This window comes from Streptomyces eurocidicus, from assembly GCF_002891295.1.
GTDB lineage: Bacteria > Actinomycetota > Actinomycetes > Streptomycetales > Streptomycetaceae > Streptomyces > Streptomyces eurocidicus.
In genome coordinates this window covers 706,334-724,748 of sequence record NZ_LGUI01000002.1, presented here as the reverse complement: position 1 = coordinate 724,748, position 18,415 = coordinate 706,334, and the positions used below count along the sequence as shown (strand labels likewise).

Below are 18,415 nucleotides of genomic sequence, written 5' to 3'. Positions count from 1 at the left end.
GGGACACGGCCGGCGGGCGGCGGCCGGGTGGCGGCACCGCGGCTCGCGGACCGGCCGCACCGGTCCGCCCACGGGCCCGGGTCGCCCCTCCCCCTACGTCAGGCCCCAGGCTGTACGCCGATGAAAGGGCGGGCGGATGAGCTGCACAGCCCAACCCTTTTCGCGCGATCGGTAAACGAATCCGCCGAGCCCCGGCCGCGGGCCGCTCCGGCACACCGGTTTCATCACTGTTTCATCCGCCCTCTCTATCGTCGGCCGCCGACGAACGGAGAGGTACTCGTGACGCCTTTCAGATCATTGTTCGGCAGACTTTTCCTTTCGCTGATAGCGGGTGTGGTCACGCTTTCCGTGGCCACGCCCGCCTTCGCGAAATCCGCCGACTCGTCCGACCGTGGCGGCCGGATCACCCGTAGCGAGGTGATCTGGCGCGCGCAGTACTGGGTGGAGCAGCATCCCCCTTACAACCAGCACGGATCCGCACCCGGCCCCGGTGGCGACTTCGACTACCGCACCGACTGTTCCGGCTATGTCTCCATGGCGTGGCATCTCGACGCCAATCCCAACACCCAGGGACTGCCCCGCTTTTCCCATGAAATCGGGCGGGACGAGCTGCGGGCGGGGGACATTCTGAATTCGTTCTACGACCACACCCTGATCTTCCAGAAGTGGGAGGACGAACGCGGCGGATTCTCCTACTACAGCTTCGGCGGGGGCGCCAGCGGTGTGGAGCCGCCGGGGCACTTCCGCGCGAACATCAACGACGCCATGCTCGACGGTCACCCCAACGGCGACTACAAGGCACTCCGGTACAACAACATCATCGAGGAGCAGGCGGCCCGGCCGCACCCGTACGCCTCGGGTCGGGTGGTGTCCGGACGGTCCGCCGACGGCAGGCTGGAGGCATTCGCGGCCGGGGCCGACGGCGTCTACCACTCCTGGCAGACCGCCGCGAACGGCGCCTGGTCGGACTGGCGCCGCGAAGGCGGCCCGCGCAACGCACAACTCGCCGTGGCCACCAACGCCGACGGCCGACTCGAACTCTTCGCACTCTCCGACACCACCTTCGACCACATCTGGCAGACCGCGCCGAACGGCGCCTGGTCCGGCTGGGAGAACTTCGGCGGCGGCGGATACCGACTCGCGGCGGGCACCAACGCGGACGGCCGCATCGAAGTGTTCGCCTCCAACCCCAACGGCGTCTTCCACAGATGGCAGACCGCACCCAGCGGAGGCTGGGCCGGCTGGGAAGGCACCAACGGCGGCCCGGCGAATTCCCGGCTGGCGATGGAGACTTCCGCCGACGGGCGGCTCGAGGTGTTCGCGATGTCGGACTCCGCGTTCGGGCACCTGTACCAGTCCACCGTCAACGGCGGCTGGTCGGCATGGGAGGACTTCGGCGGCGGCGGACACGGCCTGACCGTCAACCACGACACCGACGGACGGCTGGAGGTCTTCGCCTCCAACCCCAACGGCGTCTTCCACCGCTGGCAGACCGGATTCTCCACCTGGTCCGCCTGGGAGGGGACGGGCGGCCCGGCGAATTCCCAGCTGGCGTCGGAACGCTCGGTCGACGGCCGGGTCGAGGTGTTCGCGGTCAACGGCAGTACCGCCGCCCATATCTGGCAGACCGACCCGAACGCGCCCTTCTCGTCCTGGGAGAAATTCGGCGACGGCGGTACCGAAATCACCGCCGGCCATAACGCCGACGGGCGCATCGAAGTGTTCGCCACCAACCCCAACGGCGTCTTCCACCGCTGGCAGACCGGATTCTCCACCTGGTCCGTATGGGGCTGGGTGGGAAATTCCGCAGGTCCGAAGGTCGGCTGACCGCCGCGCATCCCACTTCACAGCAGAAAGTCACCTCATGCCAAGACATGGTTCACACCGTGTGTTCACCGGACTGGCCTTCGCGGCCGCCATATGGGCGTCGGTCATCGGGATGACCGCGCCGGCCGCCCTCGCCGACAACGCGCCCGTGCCACGCCCGGGCGACGACCGGTCCGGCGTCTCCCACTATTTCGCCGGTCCCCGGGGACTGGCCATTCCGACCGTGCCCTGTGACCCGGCCGGCCCGTCGGCCACCGACGGCATCATGGCCGACCAGCTCAACCCGCAGCTGCACGCGAAGATGGCCGGCTACATGAACGCCTACAAGGTGTCCTGCGCCCGCATGGTCACACAGGCGGTGAAGGACCGGGGTCTCAACCAGAAGGCCGCGACGATCGCCATCGCCACGGTCATCGTGGAGACCAGCATCAACAACTACTCCCAGGCCGTCGACCACACCAGCCTCGGGCTGTTCCAGCAGCAGGACTGGTGGGGCTCCCGGGACGAGCGCCTGAACCCGGCCTACGCCACCAACGCCTTCCTCAACCGGATGGAACAGCTGTATCCGGGCGGCTCCTGGAACAACGAGGCGGTCGGCGAGGTGTGCTGGCACGTTCAGCAACCGAGGGAGGACCTGCGCGGGCTGTACGCGATCGAGGCGGGCGACGCGATGGTCATCGCCAACGCGCTGTGGTCCGGAATGAGCAGCGGTCCCAAACACCCGTACGCCTCGGGTCGGGTGGTGTCCGGACGGTCCGCCGACGGCAGGCTGGAGGCATTCGCGGCCGGGGCCGACGGCGTCTACCACTCCTGGCAGACCGCCGCGAACGGCGCCTGGTCGCAGTGGCGCCGCGAAGGCGGCCCGCGCAACGCACAACTCGCCGTGGCCACCAACGCCGACGGCCGACTCGAACTCTTCGCACTCTCCGACACCACCTTCGACCACATCTGGCAGACCGCACCCAGCGGCAGCTGGTCCGGCTGGGAGAACTTCGGCGGCGGCGGATACCGACTCGCGGCAGGTAGCAACGCGGACGGCCGCATCGAAGTGTTCGCCTCCAACCCCAACGGCGTCTTCCACAGATGGCAGACCGCACCCAGCGGAGGCTGGGCCGGCTGGGAAGGCACCAACGGCGGCCCCGCCAACTCGCGCCTCGCCATGGAGAACGCACCCGACGGACGGCTCGAGGTGTTCGCGATGTCGGACTCGGCCTTCGGGCATCTGTACCAGTCCGCCGTCAACGGCGGCTGGTCGGCATGGGATGACTTCGGTGGCGGCGGACACGACGTCACCGCCAGCTACAACCAGGACGGCAGGCTGGAGGTGTTCGCCTCCAACGCCAATGGGGTGTTCCACCGCTGGCAGACCGGCCCGGCCTCGTGGTCGGAATGGGCGGGCACCGGCGGGGTCGCCAACGCCGAGCTGACGACCTCGCGGTCGGTCGACGGCCGGGTCGAGGTGTTCGCGATCAGCGCCACCACCGCGAGCCACAGCTGGCAGACGCGCCCGAACGCGCCGTACTCCGAGTGGGAGAAATTCGGCGACGGCGGCACCGAGATCGGTACGAGCAACAACGCCGACGGGCGCATCGAGGTGTTCGGCACCAGCCGGGCCGGCGTCTACCACCGGTGGCAGACCGGATTCTCCACCTGGTCCGAGTGGGCCTGGCTGAACGATTCCGGACCCGCGATGAACTAAGCGCTCCGCTCAAAGTCCGGTGCGCCGTCTGCGGGTGCGTCGTGGCCGGTCGCGCAGTTCCCCGCGCCCCTTCGGGTGCTGCCGAACCGCACCGGACTTCGCCAAGCCCGCTCAGCCGCTCCGAGGCGGGGTCTTCCCCGGCCGTGGCGGCCGGGGAAGACCCCGCTTCCGGCATGTCGGCCGGTAGCGGTCGACCGGAAACGGATGAATCATGCGCGATTCCAGAGCCTTGTGGGCCGTGCTCACCCTCCTGTTCCTGGCCGGAGCGGCACTGCCCGCGGCCGGAGCGGCACTGCCCGCCGCCGCGGTGCCGGCGGTCGCCGCGGCGGCTTCCGGGCAGGTCGGGGCCACACCGTTCGTACAGGTCTATGACCCGAGCGTGGGCGAAGCGGGTCCCTGGTACCTCAACGACCACACGTTCGTACAAGACGACCGAGGCACCTGGCACCTGTTCGGCATCACGCACGCCGAACCCTCGGACGACAAGGACGAGAACACCTTCGCCCACGCCACCGCGCCGAGCCCGAACGGGCCGTGGACGAAGCGCCCGCCCGCGCTGTACGCGGACCGCGGCTACGGTGAGACCCATCTGTGGGCGCCGCACGTCATCAAGGACGGGTCGACGTACTACATGTTCTACGCGGGCGGCGGGCCCGACGGCTCGAAGGCCGCGATCAACCTCGCCACCTCCACCGACCTGTACACCTGGACCCGCCGGCCGGGCGGGCCGCTGTTCCGTGACGGCTACGAGGCCCGGGACCCCATGGTGGCCCGCGTCGGCGACCGATGGGTCATGTACTACACCGCGACCGCCGATCCCGGCGGCGGGAACCACGTGGTGGCCTACCGCACCAGCACCGACCTCACGCACTGGAGCGACCGGTCGATCGCGTTCACCGACCCCGCGAGCGGGCGCGGCGCGGGTAACACCGAGTCGCCGTTCGTGGTGTTCGAGGGCGGCACCTGGCATCTGTTCCTCGGGCCCCGTGGCGGGTACGCCGGCACCGATGTGTTCTGCGGCCCGGATCCGTTGCGCTTCTCCCCCGGCCAGCTCTGCGGACATGTGTTCAGCCACGCCGCCGAGGTGGTCGAGGCCGGGGGACGGTGGTGGATCAGCCACGCCGGATGGGGACAGCGCGGGGTGTGGCTGGCCGGTCTCGACTTCGGCGCGGGCAGCCGGCAGTACGCGGTCGAGGCCGCTTCGGACCCCGGCGACCGGGTGGTGATCGTCTCCGGCGCCGACGGACGGCAGGAGGCGTTCGCCGGTGGGCCGGACCAGGTGTGGGGGCGGTACCAGACCACGCCCAGCGGGTCGTGGTCCGACTGGTATCCGTTCGGGGGGCCGAGGTCGGCGACGCTGTCCGCGGCGCGCGACCTCGACGGGCGGATCGAGGTGTTCGCCGCCGGCGAGGGCCGGGTGGACCACAGGGCGCAGGTGTCGCCGAACGTATGGCGGGACTGGGAGAACTTCGGCACCGCCGCACACGACCTGACCGTGGCGCAGAACGCCGACGGCAGGCTGGAGCTGTTCGCCAGCGGGCCGACGGGCGTCCACCACCGCTGGCAGACCGCGCCGGGCGGGCCCTGGGCCGGGTGGGAGCCCTTCGGTGGCCCCGCCGACTCGGTGCTCGCCACCGGCCGTGACGCGAGCGGCCGGATTGAGGTGATCGCCGCGGCGGACGACAGGGTGTACCGGCGCGGGCAGGGCGTGCCCAGCGGTGGCTGGCCGACCGGCTTCGAGGAGTTCGGCACCGTGCCCGGCCTTGTGCACCTGGCTCTCAACAGACGGCCGGACGGCGCGCTGGACCTGGTGGCCGGCGGAGCGGCGGGCCTGTCGCGGAGGGTCCAGGCCGGGCCCTCGGGCGAGTGGTCCGTGTGGCGCGCCTTCGGCGGGCCGCCGGACGCACGGGTCCGCGTCGGCCGTAACGCCGACGGCAGGATGGAGGTCTTCGCCACCGGCCGCACCAGCACGGCGCACCGCTGGGAGAACGGCTCCGGCTGGTCCGCGTGGGAGAGTTTCGGCCCCGGCGCGTCCGGGTCCGGGTTCGGCACCAACGCCGACGGGCGTATCGAGATCATCGCCGGGTCCCCGGCCGGCCCGCTGAGCGGCCGTTATCAGCTCGCGCCCAGCGGCGACTGGTCACCGTGGGCGCCCGTCGGCGGCCCGCCCCTGGCCTGAGTGCCGTGGGGCCTCGCGGGTCTTCATGGGAATTTCATCGGCCGCTGCCACTGTCGTGCGGCGACCTCGGCCGGCGCGTACCGCACCGGAAGGTCAACGCGTGGGCCGACTACATGGGGAGATCGAATGCGAAGAAGAAGGACAGCGGCCGCGTTGACCGCTCTTCTGCTGGGATCGGGGCTTTCGCTGGCGCAGGGTTCCACCGCGCAAGCGGCGGTTCCGGCTCCGTGCGAGGGCACGTACACGATCGTCGTCGGTGGTACGGGAAGTTCGTGGAACAACGACGGGTTCTACGGCAACATCCAGCAGCACGTCGGATACCCCACCCAGATTCCCAACGGCGCGAGCGCCCGGGCGGGTGTCAACGAGCTGAACCGCCTGGTCCGTGACCAGCGCGCCGCGTGCCCGGGCCAGCACGTCAAGATGGGCGGGTATTCCCTGGGCGCCGCGGTGGTGCACATCTGGGTTTCCGAGAACTGGCGGTCGTTCGACAACGTCAACGCCGTTCTCATCGCGGACCCCAAGCGCCAGGGCCCTCCCGGCGCCAATGGCGGGGCCGTGCCGTTCGGCGGGATCATCGGTGCTCCACTGGCCGGCGCCGACAAGAACTTCGGGAACATCCCGGTCAAGACCATCTGCCACTGGGACTACGTCTGCGACGAGTCCGCCGGCATCTGGACCTACCCGAACAACCACGTCAAGAACTACCCCGAAGACTTCAACATGGATCACCACAACGACGGGGCCAACGAGGTGTGGTACAACGGCGCCTGGTATCCCGCGTAGGCGCGGCAGGATTTCGCTGCCGGGTGCCTCCGGCACTGCTCGGCCGCCTTTCCCCGACGGTGTGTTCCGCCGTCGGGGAAAGGCACGTTCGTGGCCCGTCGAGGGTCTCGAAGTGCCGGCTCACACCAGTTCGGGTTGCGGTTCCGTCTTCCGTACCGGCGCCGTCTTCGGCTCCCACGCCCTGGTGGTCCGCACGTAGCCGTAGATCACCGAGGCCAGGGCCAGGATGAGAAGCGGCCCGGCAAGCCACGGGTGCTCGGCCATCCGCACCGGCAGAAAGCGGTACGACACCAGGAGCGCGGCGAAGACCATCACGCCGTAGGCGACCAGCCGGATTCCCGACCGGTCCCAGCCGCGGTCGAACGAGCGCAGCGCCGCCTCGATCGTGAGCGAGAACACCACACCGGCGACGAGGTCCACGCCGTAGTGGTATCCGAATCCCAGCGTCGCGCTGAGCGTGGCGACCAGCCAGAACGCCCCCGCGAACCGCAGGAGGCGCGGGCCCTTGCGGGAGTGGATGAAGATCGCGGTCGCCCACGCCGTGTGCAGGCTGGGCATGCAGTTGCGCGGGGTGATGCCGTCGTACGGCACCGGGTGCGGGAGGGAGATCGGCGGCGGCGTGTGCGGCCACAGGTCGGCCACCGCCCATTGCAGGCCGCCGGTGCCGGAGGTGCCCGGACCGAAGGCGAAGATCGGTCCGACCACCGGGAAGATCATGTAGATGCCCGGGCCGAGGAGGCCGATCACCAGGAAGGTGCGCACCAGGTGATGGCGCGGGAAGCGGCGCTCGGCCGCCACGTTGCGCAGCTGGTACAGGGCGACGACGACCGCGGCCACCGCGAGCTGTGCGTAGACCAGGTCGAGGACATGGGTGCCGACCGGGCCGACAGCCTCGAGGATCCGGCCCGCCGCCCAGGACGGGTTGCCCAGCGCGTGGTCGGCGGTCGCCACGTACTGGTCGAGCACCATCGGGCGGGTCTTCGACGTGATGAGCAGCCAGGTGTCGCCTGCTTTGCGGCCGGCCACCAGCAGCAGGCCCAGGCCGACGCCCTTCAGCAGCAGGACGCGTTCCTTGCCGGTGCGGCGTGTGAGGGCGATGACGGCGCAGCCCAGCATCACCCACAGCGCGCCGTTGCCGAAGTACTGGCCCTCGGGCACCTCGGCGTCGGCCGCCCATCGCACCAGCACGAAGACGATGTCGATGCCGATCGCCGCACCGGCCGCGATGAACCGCTGCCGCCAGGTGAGCACCACCATCATCAACGCCATACCGCCGTACAGCGGCCCCGGCTTGGGCGCGAATATCACCTCTCTCGCTTGGTTGGTCAGCGGCCCCGGCACACCGGCGTAGCGACGCGCGACGATCTCCAGCGTGATCAGGAATCCGAGGGTCACCACGCCCGCCGTGGCCCACAGGATCGCCCGAGGCCCACGCCGCGCGGCGAGCTTATTTATTCGCGAAAACACCAGCCACACTATACGTATCAACCGTTTGACCGATTTATTGCGCTCTGTCGATAAAGTCAGTGTTCCGTGCCGGTGGCGGGGTCCGGGGCGCCGTCCCGCGCGAACACCCACAGCACGAGCCCGAGGCAGCTGAACGCGGCGCCCAGCGCGCATACGGCGCCCCAGCCGGCCGCCGTATAGAGAGAGGTCGCGGCGAGGGCACCGGTGGCGCTGCCGATCGAGTAGAAGACCATGTATCCGCCGATCAGCCGGCCGCCCGCGGCCGGGTGCAGTGCGTAGATCAGGGTCTGGTTGGTGACGTGGACCGCCTGCACGGCGAGGTCCAGAAGGATCACCCCGGCGGCCAGGGCCCAGAGCGAGCTCCGGGTGAAGGCCAGGGGCACCCACGAGGCGGCGAGCAGGGTCAGGGCGATGCCGGTGGTCCGCCGGGAGAGCCCGCGGTCGTTCAGGCGGCCCGCCACGGTCGCGGCCAGGGCGCCGGCGACGCCGATCAGTCCCAGCGCCCCGATCGCGCTGTGCGGCAGGAAGTACGGGGCCTCGCTGAGCGGCAGTGCGACGCTGCTCCACAGGGTGCTGAAAGCGGCGAAGACCAGCAGGCCGAACAGGGCCCGGAGCCGCAGGAGCCGTTCCCGCGCGAACAGGGTGACCGTGGAGCGCAGGAGCTGTCCGTAGCGCAGGGGCGCCGGCGGAGCGTCGGCACGGCGGGGCAGCACCCGGTACAGGACCAGGGCGAGCAGGGCGGTGAGTGACGCCGAGGCGAGGTAGACGGAGCGCCAGCCCGCGAGGTCGGCCATGAGGCCGGACACGGTGCGGGCGAGCAGGATTCCGGTGACCACGCCGCTGGTGACCAGACCGACGACCCGGCCGCGCCCGGCGGGCGGGGCCAGCGAGGCCGCGAAGGCCATCAGCGTCTGCGTGACGACGGCGAGGAGCCCCGTCGCGGCCATGCCCGCGAGCAGGACCGCCGCCGTGCGGGCGGTGGCCACCACGGTGAGCGCCACCACCAGGAGCAGCAGCTGGACGACGACGAGCCGTCTGCGGTCGGTCACGTCGCCCAGCGGCACGAGGAGGAAGAGTCCCAGCCCGTACCCGACGTGCGTGAGGGTGACCACGCTGCCGATGAGCGCCGGGCTCATGGCGAGGTCGTGCCCCATGGTCACCAGGAGCGGCTGGGAGAAGTAGACATTGGCCACCGCGGCCCCGCAGGCGACGGCGAACAGCATGACGACGCCACGGGAGAGGGCGGACGCGGGGTCCTCCTCGCTCCGGTCCCCGTTCCGCCGCGTCACGGCCTCACCGACGCAGTCCATCAGCACTCCCCTGCACTCTGGTTTCATCTTGCTACCAGGGGCGACGCTAACCCTCTTGGTAGCATGTTGCAACCGTTACGGAAGTGAGGGATGGCGACATGGTGAGCAGGACGCGCTTCGACGACAGCGAATGCCCCGTCGCCCGGTCGGTGGACGCGATCGGTGACTGGTGGTCCCTGCTGATCGTGCGGGACGCCTTCGACGGAAGCCGGCGCTTCGGGGAGTTCCAGCGCAGCCTCGGCGTGGCGAAGAACATCCTCACGGCACGGCTGCGCACCCTGGTCGCGGGCGGCGTCCTCGAATCCGTCCCCGCCTCGGACGGCAGCGCCTACCGCGAATACGTGCTGACCCCGAAGGGCGAGGCACTCTTCCCCGTCATCGTGGCGCTGCGGCAGTGGGGCGAACAGAACTTCTTCGCTCCCGGCGAACCGCACTCACAGCTGGTCGACCGCGAGCAGGGACATCGCCTGCGCACGCTGGAAGTACTGTCCGCGGACGGACGGCGGCTGAACCCCGAGGACACCACCGTCCACAAGCTCTCCACCCGGTGACCCGGTACGCGGCGGACGGCCTGTGTGCACCCGCCGGATCGAGCGAATTGATCGGATGACCTGACGATCTCCGGCTGTTAGCGTTTCACCGCCGCGGAACACGCGTCAGCTCACGGTGACCCCGGCCTCGGTGGCCGCCGCCCGGTCACCGCCGCGGTGTCCCCGGCGACACACGGGCATTCGCCGCTCCCCTCGCCGTTCCCTCCGCCATGTACCTCTTCACGCTTTACGGAGCACGCATGACACAGCACCGGCAGCAGAATCCGAGTCTGGCCGAGCTGGCCGGCCTGGCCACGCCCCTCGCGATCCGGGTGGCCGCGACCCTGCGGATCGCCGATCACCTCACCGCCGGGCCGCGCACGGCCGCCGCGCTGGCCGACGAGGTCGCGGCCGACCCCGACACTCTCGGCAGGCTGCTGCGCCATCTCCGCGCGGTCGGTGTGCTGTACGAGGACGGCGAGCGGGGCTACGGGCTCACCGCACTCGGCGCGGAGCTCCGTGAGGACCACCCCGGAGGTCTGCGGCCCCGGCTGGACATGAACGGCGCCGAGGGCCGGGCCGACCTGTCCTTCGTGCGCTTCCTGCACACCGTCCGCACCGCACGGCCCGCGTTCGACGCGCACTACGGCCGCGGTTTCTGGGAGGACACCCTCGCCGACCCGTCCCGGGCCGGTGCCTTCAACCACCGCATGGGCCTGGCCATCACGGCCGAGGCGGCCGCGATCACGGCCGCCTACGACTGGGGCGCGCTCGGCCGGGTCGCCGACGTGGGCGGCGGCAACGGCGCGCTGCTGACGGCACTGCTGCGGGGACACCCCCGGCTGCGCGGCACCGTCGTCGACCTGCCCGAGGTCGGGCAGGCGGCGCGGGCCGCGCTGGACGCGGCGGGCTTGGCCGACCGCGCGGAGTTCGTCGTGGGGAACTTCTTCGAGAGGCTCCCGGTCGACGGCGGCGCCTGTGTGTTGTCGGCCGTGCTCCACAACTGGGGGGACGCCGAGTCCCTGGTCATCCTGCGGCGGTGCGCCGAGGCGGTCGGACCCGGCGGCCGGGTCTTCGTGATCGAGAAGATCGGGCCGGACGGGGTGTCACCGGACACCGAGGCGGATCTGCACATGGCCGCGTACTTCGGCTCGGGGGCACGTGAGCGTGCGGTGACCGAGATCGGCGCACTGGCCGACGAGGCCGGCCTGGACACCGTGGCGGTCCATCCGGCGGGGGCGTCGGCGGTCGTCGAGCTGGCGGTCCGGCCCCTGTCCTGAGGTGACGGCGACGGGCGCCCGTACACGCGGGGGCCGGCTCGGCTCCCGTCCCGCGGCCCGTACCGAAGACCTCGCCCGCCCCGCACCGTTGTGTGCGGGGCGGGCGAGGTCTTCTCCTCTTCCGCTCCCCGTGCTCGCTACCAGGCCACGGGCAGGCTGTGGACACCGTAGAACCCCATGTCGGTGCCGAGCGGGACGTCGTGGGCGGGAACCGCGAGGCGCAGCCGGGGGAAGCGGCGGACGAGGGCCGCGTACGCCACCTGCATCTCGACCCGGGCCAGGTGCTGACCGATGCACTGGTGCATGCCGTGGCCGAAGGCGAGGTGCCCACCGGGTGCCCGGGAGACGTCCAGTTCGTCCGGCCTGTCGAAGCGGTCCGGGTCGCGGTTGGCCGCGGGCAGGCAGAGCGTGACGCTCTCCCCGGCCCTGATCAGCCGTCCTTCCACCTCGACGTCGACGAGCGCGGTGCGCGGCACCCCGAACTGGAAGATCGTGAGGTACCGGAGCAGTTCCTCGACGGCGTCGCTCATGTCCACGCGTCCCTGGCGCACGGCGTCCAGTTGGGCCGGGTGGCTCAGGAGGGCGAACGTGCCGAGTCCGAGCATGCTCGCGACCGTCTCGTGTCCGGCCGTGAGCAGCAGGACACCCACGCCGACGGCCTCCTCCTCCGTCAGGTCGCTGTCGGACAGCTCGCTCAGCAGGTCGTCGGCGGGGCGCCGGCGCTTGTGCCGGATGAGGTCCAGGAGCAGGGCGTCGAGGGACTTCAGGGCCGTCGCGGACTGTTCGGCCGTGCTCCTCAGGCTGAAGAGGGCGGTGCTGTTACGCTGGAATTCCGCCCTCTCCGCATAGGGGATGCCCAGCAGTTCACAGATCGTCAGGGTGGGGATGGGGAGGGCGAAGGACTCCACCAGATCGGCCGGTGGCCCGGCCTCCACCATGGCGTCCAGACGCTGTGCGGTGATCTCCTCGATCCTCGGTCTGAGGGCTTCGGTCCTGCGGCGGGTGAAGTGGCGGACCAGCAGGCGCCGGAACCTGCTGTGGTCCGGGGGATCCATGTCCACGAACCAGCCGGGGAGGGCGGGCCCGCCGATGAAAGGTTCCACCCCCGGCCGGGGCGCGGGGGCCCGCTTGAACTCGGCCCGTGCGCTGAAGCGGGGATCGGCGAGCACGGTGCGCGTGAGCCGGTGGCCGGTGACGAGCCAGCCGATGTGTCCGTCGGGATAGGCGAGCCTGCGCACCGGGCTCGTGCCGTGCTCCGGCGCCAGGCCGGGAGGCGGGTCGAAGGGGTGGGTCCGTACGGTGGGCAGGGGTTCGGCGTACGTCACTTCTTGGTTCCGGTGACGAGGGCGTGGTCGTACGGCAGGTCGGTGTACGTCTCGACGCCGCTGAACCCGGTCCGCTCCAGCCAGTTCGCGTAGTCGCCGGCCGGGTAGGCCATGCCCTGGCCGGTGGCGAGGACGTTGAGGTAGAGGGAGAGGCGGGCGGCGAAGGTGCCGCGCCGCTCCTGGTCCGCGGCGTCGAATCCGTACAGGAATATCCTGCCGCCGGACGGCAGGGCGTCGTACGCCTTGGCCAGCAGCCGCCGGATCTGCTCCTCGGAGAAGACCTCCAGGAGGTGGCTGAAGAGGATGGCGTCGGCGTCCTGCGGGAAGGCGTCCGCGAAGAGGTCGCCGGGGTGCAGTGCCAGTCGTCCGGCGAGCGCTTCGGGGACGTCGCTGCCGGCGATCTCCGTCACGCTCGGCATGTCGAAGACCGTGACCCGCAGGTTCGGGTGGAGTTCCACGAGCTGCTTGGCGGTCGTTCCGTCGCCGCCGCCGACGTCCAGCAGGTGCCGGACGGTGGAGAGGTCCGCGTTGTCGAGGAGGCCGGGGACGGACTGGAGGGTGAACGCGCCCATGGACGCGTGCAGGACCTTCTCCAGCTCCGGGTCGTGGGCGAGCCGCTGGTAGAGGGTGGGCTCGTCACCGGGGTGCGTGGCCAGCGCCGTGTTGGTGCCGGCGCGCAGGGCGGGCGTCATCTGGGCGAACGCCGGGTAGTAGATCTTCTGCCAGCCCAGGAGGATGTGGCGCCAGCTGTCAGGGCCGTCGCCGGCCAGCAGCTCCTGGGCCACGGAGGAGTTGGTGTAGCCGCCGTCCCGCTTGTCCACGAGTTCGGTGGAACACAGCGCGTGCAGGAGGACGCGCAGCTGGTGCGCGGGGACCCGGGTGGACTCCCGGATGCTGTCGAAGTCCGAGCCGGGGTGGTCGGACAGCAGCTTGAAGACGTCGAGTTCGAGGGCGGTCACAACGGCGTTGAACAGGGCGGGGCCGTTGACGATGAGCTGGAAACGCTCGTAGACCCGGTCGTTCTCGCGTACGGAATTCACAGACATGCGTGGGCTCCCCGTGGAGGTGTGGTGGAGGCCGGCGCCCGCCGGTGCGCGGGTGCCGACATGGAGGTGGAGGAAGGTCCTGGTGCGTACGCCCGGTCGGGGCGCGGCTCACCCTTGGGTGACGCGGCCGTGCCAGGAGTTCCACAGGCCCGCGTACACGCCGCCCTGGCGGACCAGTGCGTCGTGCGGGCCGATCTCGCTGATGCGTCCGTCCTCCATGACGACGATGCGGTCGGCGTCATGGGCGGTGTGCAGCCGGTGGGCGATGGCGATGACGGTGCGGCCTTCGAGGACCGCGGCCAGCGAGCGCTCCAGCTGCCGGGCCGCCCCGGGCGGGATCAGCGAGGTGGCCTCGTCGAGAACGAGTGTATGAGGATTCGTCAGCAACAGTCGAGCCAGGGACAGTTGCTGGGCCTGGGCGGGAGAGAGCGGGTGCGCGCCCGATCCGATCCGGGCGTCGAGTCCGAGCTCCGCCGCCCAGCGCGTGGCGCCGACCGTCTTCAGCGCGGCCGTCAGCTCGGCGTCGTCCGCGTCCGCCTTGGCGATGAGGAGGTTGTCGCGCAGCGTGCCGCGGAAGACATGGTGCTCCTGGGTGACCAGCGCGACGTGGTGGCGCAGCTCGCCGGGCGCCAGGTCGGCCAGGGACGTGCCCGCCAAGGACACGGATCCGCTGTGGGGGGTGTGGATGCCGGCGAGCAGCCGGCCCAGGGTGGACTTCCCCGCTCCCGACGGGCCGACGACGGCCAGCCGTTCGCCGGGGCTTATGTCGAGGTCGATGCCGTGCAGGACGTCCCGGCCGGGGCGGTAGGCATAGCGCACCGACCGCACGGTGAGGCTTCCGGGCTCGGCGGGGGTCGCGGTGCCGGGCCCCGGGCCGGGGCCGGCCGTGTGCCGTCGGCGGTCCACGCCGAGGAGGCGGGCCAGGGAGGCGCCGCCCACCTGGATCTCCCCCGTCCAGAAGAGCAACTGGTCGACCGGGCCGAGCAACTGCTGCACGTACAGCGTGGCGACGGTGACCTCGGCGAGTGTGGCGTGGCCGTGGAGGTGGAACAGGCCGCCGACGACGAGGGTGGCGACGACGGGCAGCACATAGGAGACGTCCGAGACCGGCAGGAAGACCGTGCGCAGCCGGAGCGTGTACCGGGCGGCCCGGTACGCCTCCGTGATGTCGGCGTCGGCCCGGTCGAGCCGCCGGCGGGCCAGCCGGAGCGCCTCGACGGTGCGAGCTCCGTCGACGGTCTCGGTGAGCGACTCGGTGATCCGCGAGTACGTGGCGTTCTCGCGCAGGTATCCCTCCCGGGCGCGGGCGAGGTACCAGCGCGTCGCCGGCCACAGGGAAGGCACCGCGATCAGGCAGGGCAGGACGAGCAGGGGGCTCGTCATGACCAGGGCGCCCAGGGTGATGAGGATCGTCACCGAGGCGATGAGGGTGTCCGGGACCGCCTGGCGCACCGTGCGCGCGAGCACGTCCACATCGCGGGTGGTGCGGGTGACCAGGTCGCCGGTGCCCGCCCGTTCCACCGTGGCCAGGGGCAGGGCGAGCACGTTGCCGACGAACTCCTCGCGCAGTGCGGCGAGGACCTTCTCCCCCAGGGTGGCGGAGGCGTACGCGGCGGTGGCGACGAGGGCGGACTGGACGACGACGAACAGGAGGATCAGCAGCGCGGTGCGCCCCGCGCGGTCGACGCCGTGCCCGGCGTCCTCGATGACCCCGCCCAGCAGCTGCGGGGCCACCAGACCGGAGACGGCCGCGAGCCCGTGCAGCACCAGCACGCCCGCCAGCCGGGCGGGATGGCGCAGTGTCAGGTGCCGTGCGTAGGAGCGTACTTCCTTCGCCGATGCGATCGGCAGGAGTGTCACGCCGCTTCTTCCTCTCGTGTGACGACGGACCGGTACCGGGGGTCCGCGAGCAGGTCGTCGTGCGTCCCGGCCGCCACGACCTCGCCCGCGTCGACGTGGAGGACGTGGTCCGCGCGGTCGAGGAGGAGCGGGCTGGTGGTGAGCACCAGGGTGGCCCGGCCCCCCCGGGCGGTGTGCAGCCGCTGGGCGATGCGGGCTTCGGTGTGGGCGTCGACCGCGCTGGTGGGGTCGACCAGGATGAGTACCTCCGGGTCGCTGATCAGGGCGCGGACCAGGCGCAGCCGCTGCCGCTGGCCGCCGGAGAACTCGGTGCCGGCTCCGACGACCACCCCGTCCAGGCCGCCGGGCAGCCCTTCGAGGATGTCGCGTGCCGACGCGGCGTCGAGGGCGCGGTCCCACACCTCGCCCGCGTCCCCGGCGCGCCCGGCCGGGTCGAGGACGGTGCGCAGGGAGCCGGAGAACAGCCTCGCGTCGTTGTCGGTCACGAGGACGCGGCGCCGCACCTCGTCCAGGGGCAGCTCGTGGAGCGGGACGCCCCCGTAGGTGACCGTGGACGGCGTGTAGCCGCCGAGCCGGTCGGCGAGCGCGTCGGCGTCGGCGGGGGACGCGCAGACGACGGCGGTGAACCGCCCCGGTGCCGCGACCACTCCGGAGACGGGGTCGGCGAGGGCGGCCGGCTCGTGCGGGCGGGCCCGCCCGGTGACAGGGGCCGCCTCCGGCTCCAGGGTGAGGAAGCGGACGACCTGCCGGGCCGCGACGTGCCCCCTGATGAACCGGTCGACGGCGTCGGTCAGCCGCCGCAGCGGGGTGGCCAGGAAGACGGCGTAGCCGTAGAAGGCGACCAGTTCACCGGCGGTGATGCGGCCGGCGAGGACGTGCTGCGCGCCCAGCCGGACGACGACCACCACCAGCAGGCCGGGCAGCAGGACCTTGGCCCCGCCGAGGAGCGCCTCGACGCGGGCGACCCGGGCGGCGGCCCGCCGTACCCGCTGGGACTCCGCGTGATAGCGCTTCTCGAAAGCCTTCTCCCCTCCGATGCCGCGCAGTACCCGCAGGCCGCTGACGACGTCGACGGCATGGGAGTTCAGCTCCCCCTGCTGGGCGCGCACGCTCCCCTGCCTCCGGTGCAGCGGCCGGATGAGCAGGGATGCGGCGAGGGCCATGAGCGGCACGCCGACGAGGACGACCAGACCCAGCTGCCAGGAGGAGGCCAGCATGATCGCGGTGACCACGACGATCGTCGCGACGGCACCCGCGGCGCGCCCCGTCGCCTCCAGGGCGCCGCCGATCTGGACGACGTCGTTCACTCCGGCGCTGACGACGTCGCCCGTCGACAGGCGCTTGGGCAGTGCGGCGCCCAGGCGCGTCGCCTGGCGGGTGACGAGTTGCAGTGTGCGGTAGGCAGCGCCGAGCGAGGCCGCCACGCCGCTCCGGTCCTGCAGGATGCCGGCGACGGCCTGGACCACGCCGAGCAGCAGCACGACCGCGCCCCACCGCAGCAGCGCTCCCTGGTCGCGGGCGCCGACACCGGCGTCGATGGCCTCGCCGATCGCGGCCGGCATCAGCGCGGGCGCCAGCATGCAGAGGATGCCGTAGCCCATGCCCAGCAGAAGCGGTCCGCGGTGCAGACCGGCGATCCACCGCAGATAACCCGCGGGTGACCGGGTGTTCGGGGTCCCTGGATCCAGGGCGGGTAAATCACGCATAAGGCGGGTCAGCCTACGGGGACCCCGGTGGGGCGGCAAGGTTCCGCCGCTTCTCGAACACCAGGCTTCTTGAACGCTCCGCGCATCCCGCCCGGGGAATGCGGCGAGGAATTCGGCGACCGATCGACGCGGTCGGGCCGCGCTGCTATAACAAGTCCCATGAATCCCACGAATATGACGGCGAGTGAATTCACTTTTAGCGGACCGCGGCTTCGCAGTGGAATTCGGGCGCGTATCGAGGCACGGATCGACCTGGACGCGCTGCGCGGCAATGTGCGTCTGCTGGCTCAGCGGGCGAACGGCGCCGAGCTCATGGTCGTGGTCAAATCCAACGCCTACGGGCACGGGCTCGTGCGGTGCGCGCGGGCGGCGCTGGAGGCAGGGGCCGGCTGGCTCGGCACCGCGGTGCCCGAAGAGGCGCTCGCGCTGCGGCGCGCGGGCGTGGGCGGCCGCGTCCTGGCCTGGCTGTGGACCCCCGGCGGCCCGTTCGAGGAAGCGGTCCGGGCGCGCGTAGACGTGTCGGTGAGCGGCTTCTGGGACCTGGCGGAGCTGCGCCGGGCGGCCGCCCGGGCGGGCCTGCGGGCCCGGGTGCACCTGAAGGCCGACAGCGGCCTGGGCCGCAACGGGTGCCCCCCTCAGGAGTGGCCGGGGCTGGTGGCGGCCGCGCTGGAGGCACAGTCCGAGGGGCTGATCGACATCGTCGGGCTGTGGTCCCACCTGGCGGTGGCCGACGAGGTCGGCCACCCTTCCGTGGCGGCCCAGGCCGCTGTCTTCCGCGACGCGGTGCACCACGCCGAGCAGGCCGGGGTACGCCCCGAGGTGCGCCATCTGGCGAATTCCTCGGCCCTGTTCCTGGCACCCGGCCTGCCGTCCGACCTGATCCGTGTGGGAATTCCGGCGTACGGCCTGTCCCCGTCGGCCGAGGCGGGATCCGCGCGGGAGCTCGGATTGCGGCCCGTCATGACGCTCGCCGCGTTCTTCTCCTCGGTGAAAAGGGTTCCGGCCGGGCAGGGCGTCGGCTACGGGCTGGAATACCGGACGCAGCGGGAAACGACCCTCGGACTCGTCCCCGCAGGCTATTTCGAAGGAATTCCGCGGCGGGCCGCGGGCACGGGCGCGGTGCTGGCCGCGGGGAAACGCCGGGGCATCGCGGGCCGGGTGGGAATGGACCAGTTCGTCGTGGACCTGTCCGGTGACGACGCGTCGGCGGGGGACGAGGTGCTCGTCTTCGGCCCCGGTGACGAGGGGGAGCCCACGGCCGAGGAGCTGGCGAGGGCGGCGGGCATGATCCCGTACGAGGTGGTCGCGGGGATCGGCGCCGGAGTGCCCCGGGTCTACCAGGAGGCCGGCTGAGCCGGTGACGGGCCCCGCCGGCCGTGCGGTCGGCGGGGCCCGGCTCG

At 71.6% G+C, this 18,415-nt stretch carries 13 protein-coding genes; 7 read left to right on the top strand and 6 right to left on the bottom strand.

Annotation, left to right across the window (positions count from 1 at the left end; all coding sequences use genetic code 11):
• The first annotated feature begins 333 nt into the window (after positions 1-333).
• The 4 genes from AF335_RS08005 to AF335_RS07990 all read left to right on the top strand — a co-directional run bounded on the left by AF335_RS08005 (position 334) and on the right by AF335_RS07990 (position 6,491).
• The gene (locus tag AF335_RS08005) at positions 334-1,827 is read left to right on the top strand and encodes a PLL family lectin (protein ID WP_244926955.1); all 1,494 of its coding nucleotides are present in this window, start codon (positions 334-336) and stop codon (positions 1,825-1,827) included.
• Positions 1,828-1,864: 37 nt separating this feature from the next.
• A complete protein-coding gene (locus AF335_RS08000; RefSeq protein WP_102917560.1) occupies positions 1,865-3,526 on the top strand; it encodes a PLL family lectin in 1,662 nt (553 codons plus the stop codon).
• 211 nt (positions 3,527-3,737) lie between these two features.
• A complete protein-coding gene (locus AF335_RS34485; RefSeq protein WP_102917559.1) occupies positions 3,738-5,705 on the top strand; it encodes a DUF8189 domain-containing protein in 1,968 nt (655 codons plus the stop codon).
• 126 nt (positions 5,706-5,831) lie between these two features.
• Positions 5,832-6,491 carry a cutinase family protein gene (locus tag AF335_RS07990; protein ID WP_102917558.1) on the top strand — a complete coding sequence of 220 codons (660 nt, stop codon included), beginning with the start codon at positions 5,832-5,834 and terminating at the stop codon, positions 6,489-6,491.
• A 120-nt stretch (positions 6,492-6,611) separates the two neighbouring features.
• Here the strand turns inward: AF335_RS07990 and AF335_RS07985 are convergent, their stop codons facing one another.
• Together AF335_RS07985 and AF335_RS07980 are read right to left on the bottom strand one after the other, a co-directional pair.
• Positions 6,612-7,910 (bottom strand): phosphatase PAP2 family protein, encoded by a 1,299-nt coding sequence (locus AF335_RS07985; protein WP_102917917.1) that lies wholly within the window; start codon positions 7,908-7,910, stop codon positions 6,612-6,614.
• 104 nt (positions 7,911-8,014) lie between these two features.
• On the bottom strand, positions 8,015-9,268 hold the full coding sequence (locus AF335_RS07980; RefSeq protein ID WP_376697857.1) for an MFS transporter: 1,254 nt from the start codon (positions 9,266-9,268) through the stop codon (positions 8,015-8,017).
• A gap of 98 nt (positions 9,269-9,366) precedes the next feature.
• Here AF335_RS07980 and AF335_RS07975 point away from each other — a divergent pair, with 98 nt between their 5' ends.
• Entirely contained in the window at positions 9,367-9,819 is a 453-nt protein-coding gene (locus AF335_RS07975; RefSeq protein WP_102917557.1) for a winged helix-turn-helix transcriptional regulator, read from the top strand.
• Positions 9,820-10,058: 239 nt separating this feature from the next.
• Positions 10,059-11,078 carry a methyltransferase gene (locus AF335_RS07970; RefSeq protein ID WP_102917556.1) on the top strand — a complete coding sequence of 340 codons (1,020 nt, stop codon included), beginning with the start codon at positions 10,059-10,061 and terminating at the stop codon, positions 11,076-11,078.
• A 137-nt stretch (positions 11,079-11,215) separates the two neighbouring features.
• Here AF335_RS07970 and AF335_RS07965 read toward each other — a convergent pair whose 3' ends face one another.
• The 4 genes from AF335_RS07965 to AF335_RS35450 form a co-directional block, all read right to left on the bottom strand.
• Positions 11,216-12,403 carry a cytochrome P450 gene (locus AF335_RS07965; protein ID WP_184743817.1) on the bottom strand — a complete coding sequence of 396 codons (1,188 nt, stop codon included), beginning with the start codon at positions 12,401-12,403 and terminating at the stop codon, positions 11,216-11,218.
• On the bottom strand, positions 12,400-13,449 hold the full coding sequence (locus AF335_RS07960) for a methyltransferase (RefSeq protein ID WP_184743820.1): 1,050 nt from the start codon (positions 13,447-13,449) through the stop codon (positions 12,400-12,402). Before AF335_RS07960 ends, AF335_RS07965 begins: the two co-directional genes overlap by 4 nt.
• Before the next feature lie 108 nt (positions 13,450-13,557).
• Positions 13,558-15,309, bottom strand: a complete 1,752-nt coding sequence (locus AF335_RS07955) for an ABC transporter ATP-binding protein (protein WP_102917555.1) — start codon at positions 15,307-15,309, stop codon at positions 13,558-13,560.
• Positions 15,306-17,015 (bottom strand): ABC transporter ATP-binding protein, encoded by a 1,710-nt coding sequence (locus AF335_RS35450; RefSeq protein WP_102917554.1) that lies wholly within the window; start codon positions 17,013-17,015, stop codon positions 15,306-15,308. The genes AF335_RS07955 and AF335_RS35450 overlap by 4 nt, the downstream gene beginning before the upstream one ends.
• Before the next feature lie 174 nt (positions 17,016-17,189).
• Here AF335_RS35450 and alr point away from each other — a divergent pair, with 174 nt between their 5' ends.
• The gene (gene alr / locus AF335_RS07945) at positions 17,190-18,368 is read left to right on the top strand and encodes an alanine racemase (RefSeq protein WP_102917553.1); all 1,179 of its coding nucleotides are present in this window, start codon (positions 17,190-17,192) and stop codon (positions 18,366-18,368) included.
• Positions 18,369-18,415 lie beyond the last annotated feature (47 nt).

Excerpts from the sequence above, each read along its gene's own strand:
- AF335_RS34485 (WP_102917559.1), top strand. The coding sequence starts at position 3,738 with ATGCGCGATTCCAGAGCCTTGTGGGCCGTGCTCACCCTCCTGTTCCTG.
- AF335_RS07960 (WP_184743820.1), bottom strand. The coding sequence starts at position 13,449 with ATGTCTGTGAATTCCGTACGCGAGAACGACCGGGTCTACGAGCGTTTC.
- AF335_RS07980 (WP_376697857.1), bottom strand. The coding sequence starts at position 9,268 with ATGGACTGCGTCGGTGAGGCCGTGACGCGGCGGAACGGGGACCGGAGC.
- AF335_RS08000 (WP_102917560.1), top strand. The coding sequence starts at position 1,865 with ATGCCAAGACATGGTTCACACCGTGTGTTCACCGGACTGGCCTTCGCG.
- alr (WP_102917553.1), top strand. The coding sequence starts at position 17,190 with ATGACGGCGAGTGAATTCACTTTTAGCGGACCGCGGCTTCGCAGTGGA.
- AF335_RS07990 (WP_102917558.1), top strand. The coding sequence starts at position 5,832 with ATGCGAAGAAGAAGGACAGCGGCCGCGTTGACCGCTCTTCTGCTGGGA.
- AF335_RS35450 (WP_102917554.1), bottom strand. The coding sequence starts at position 17,015 with ATGCGTGATTTACCCGCCCTGGATCCAGGGACCCCGAACACCCGGTCA.
- AF335_RS07970 (WP_102917556.1), top strand. The coding sequence starts at position 10,059 with ATGACACAGCACCGGCAGCAGAATCCGAGTCTGGCCGAGCTGGCCGGC.
- AF335_RS07975 (WP_102917557.1), top strand. The coding sequence starts at position 9,367 with ATGGTGAGCAGGACGCGCTTCGACGACAGCGAATGCCCCGTCGCCCGG.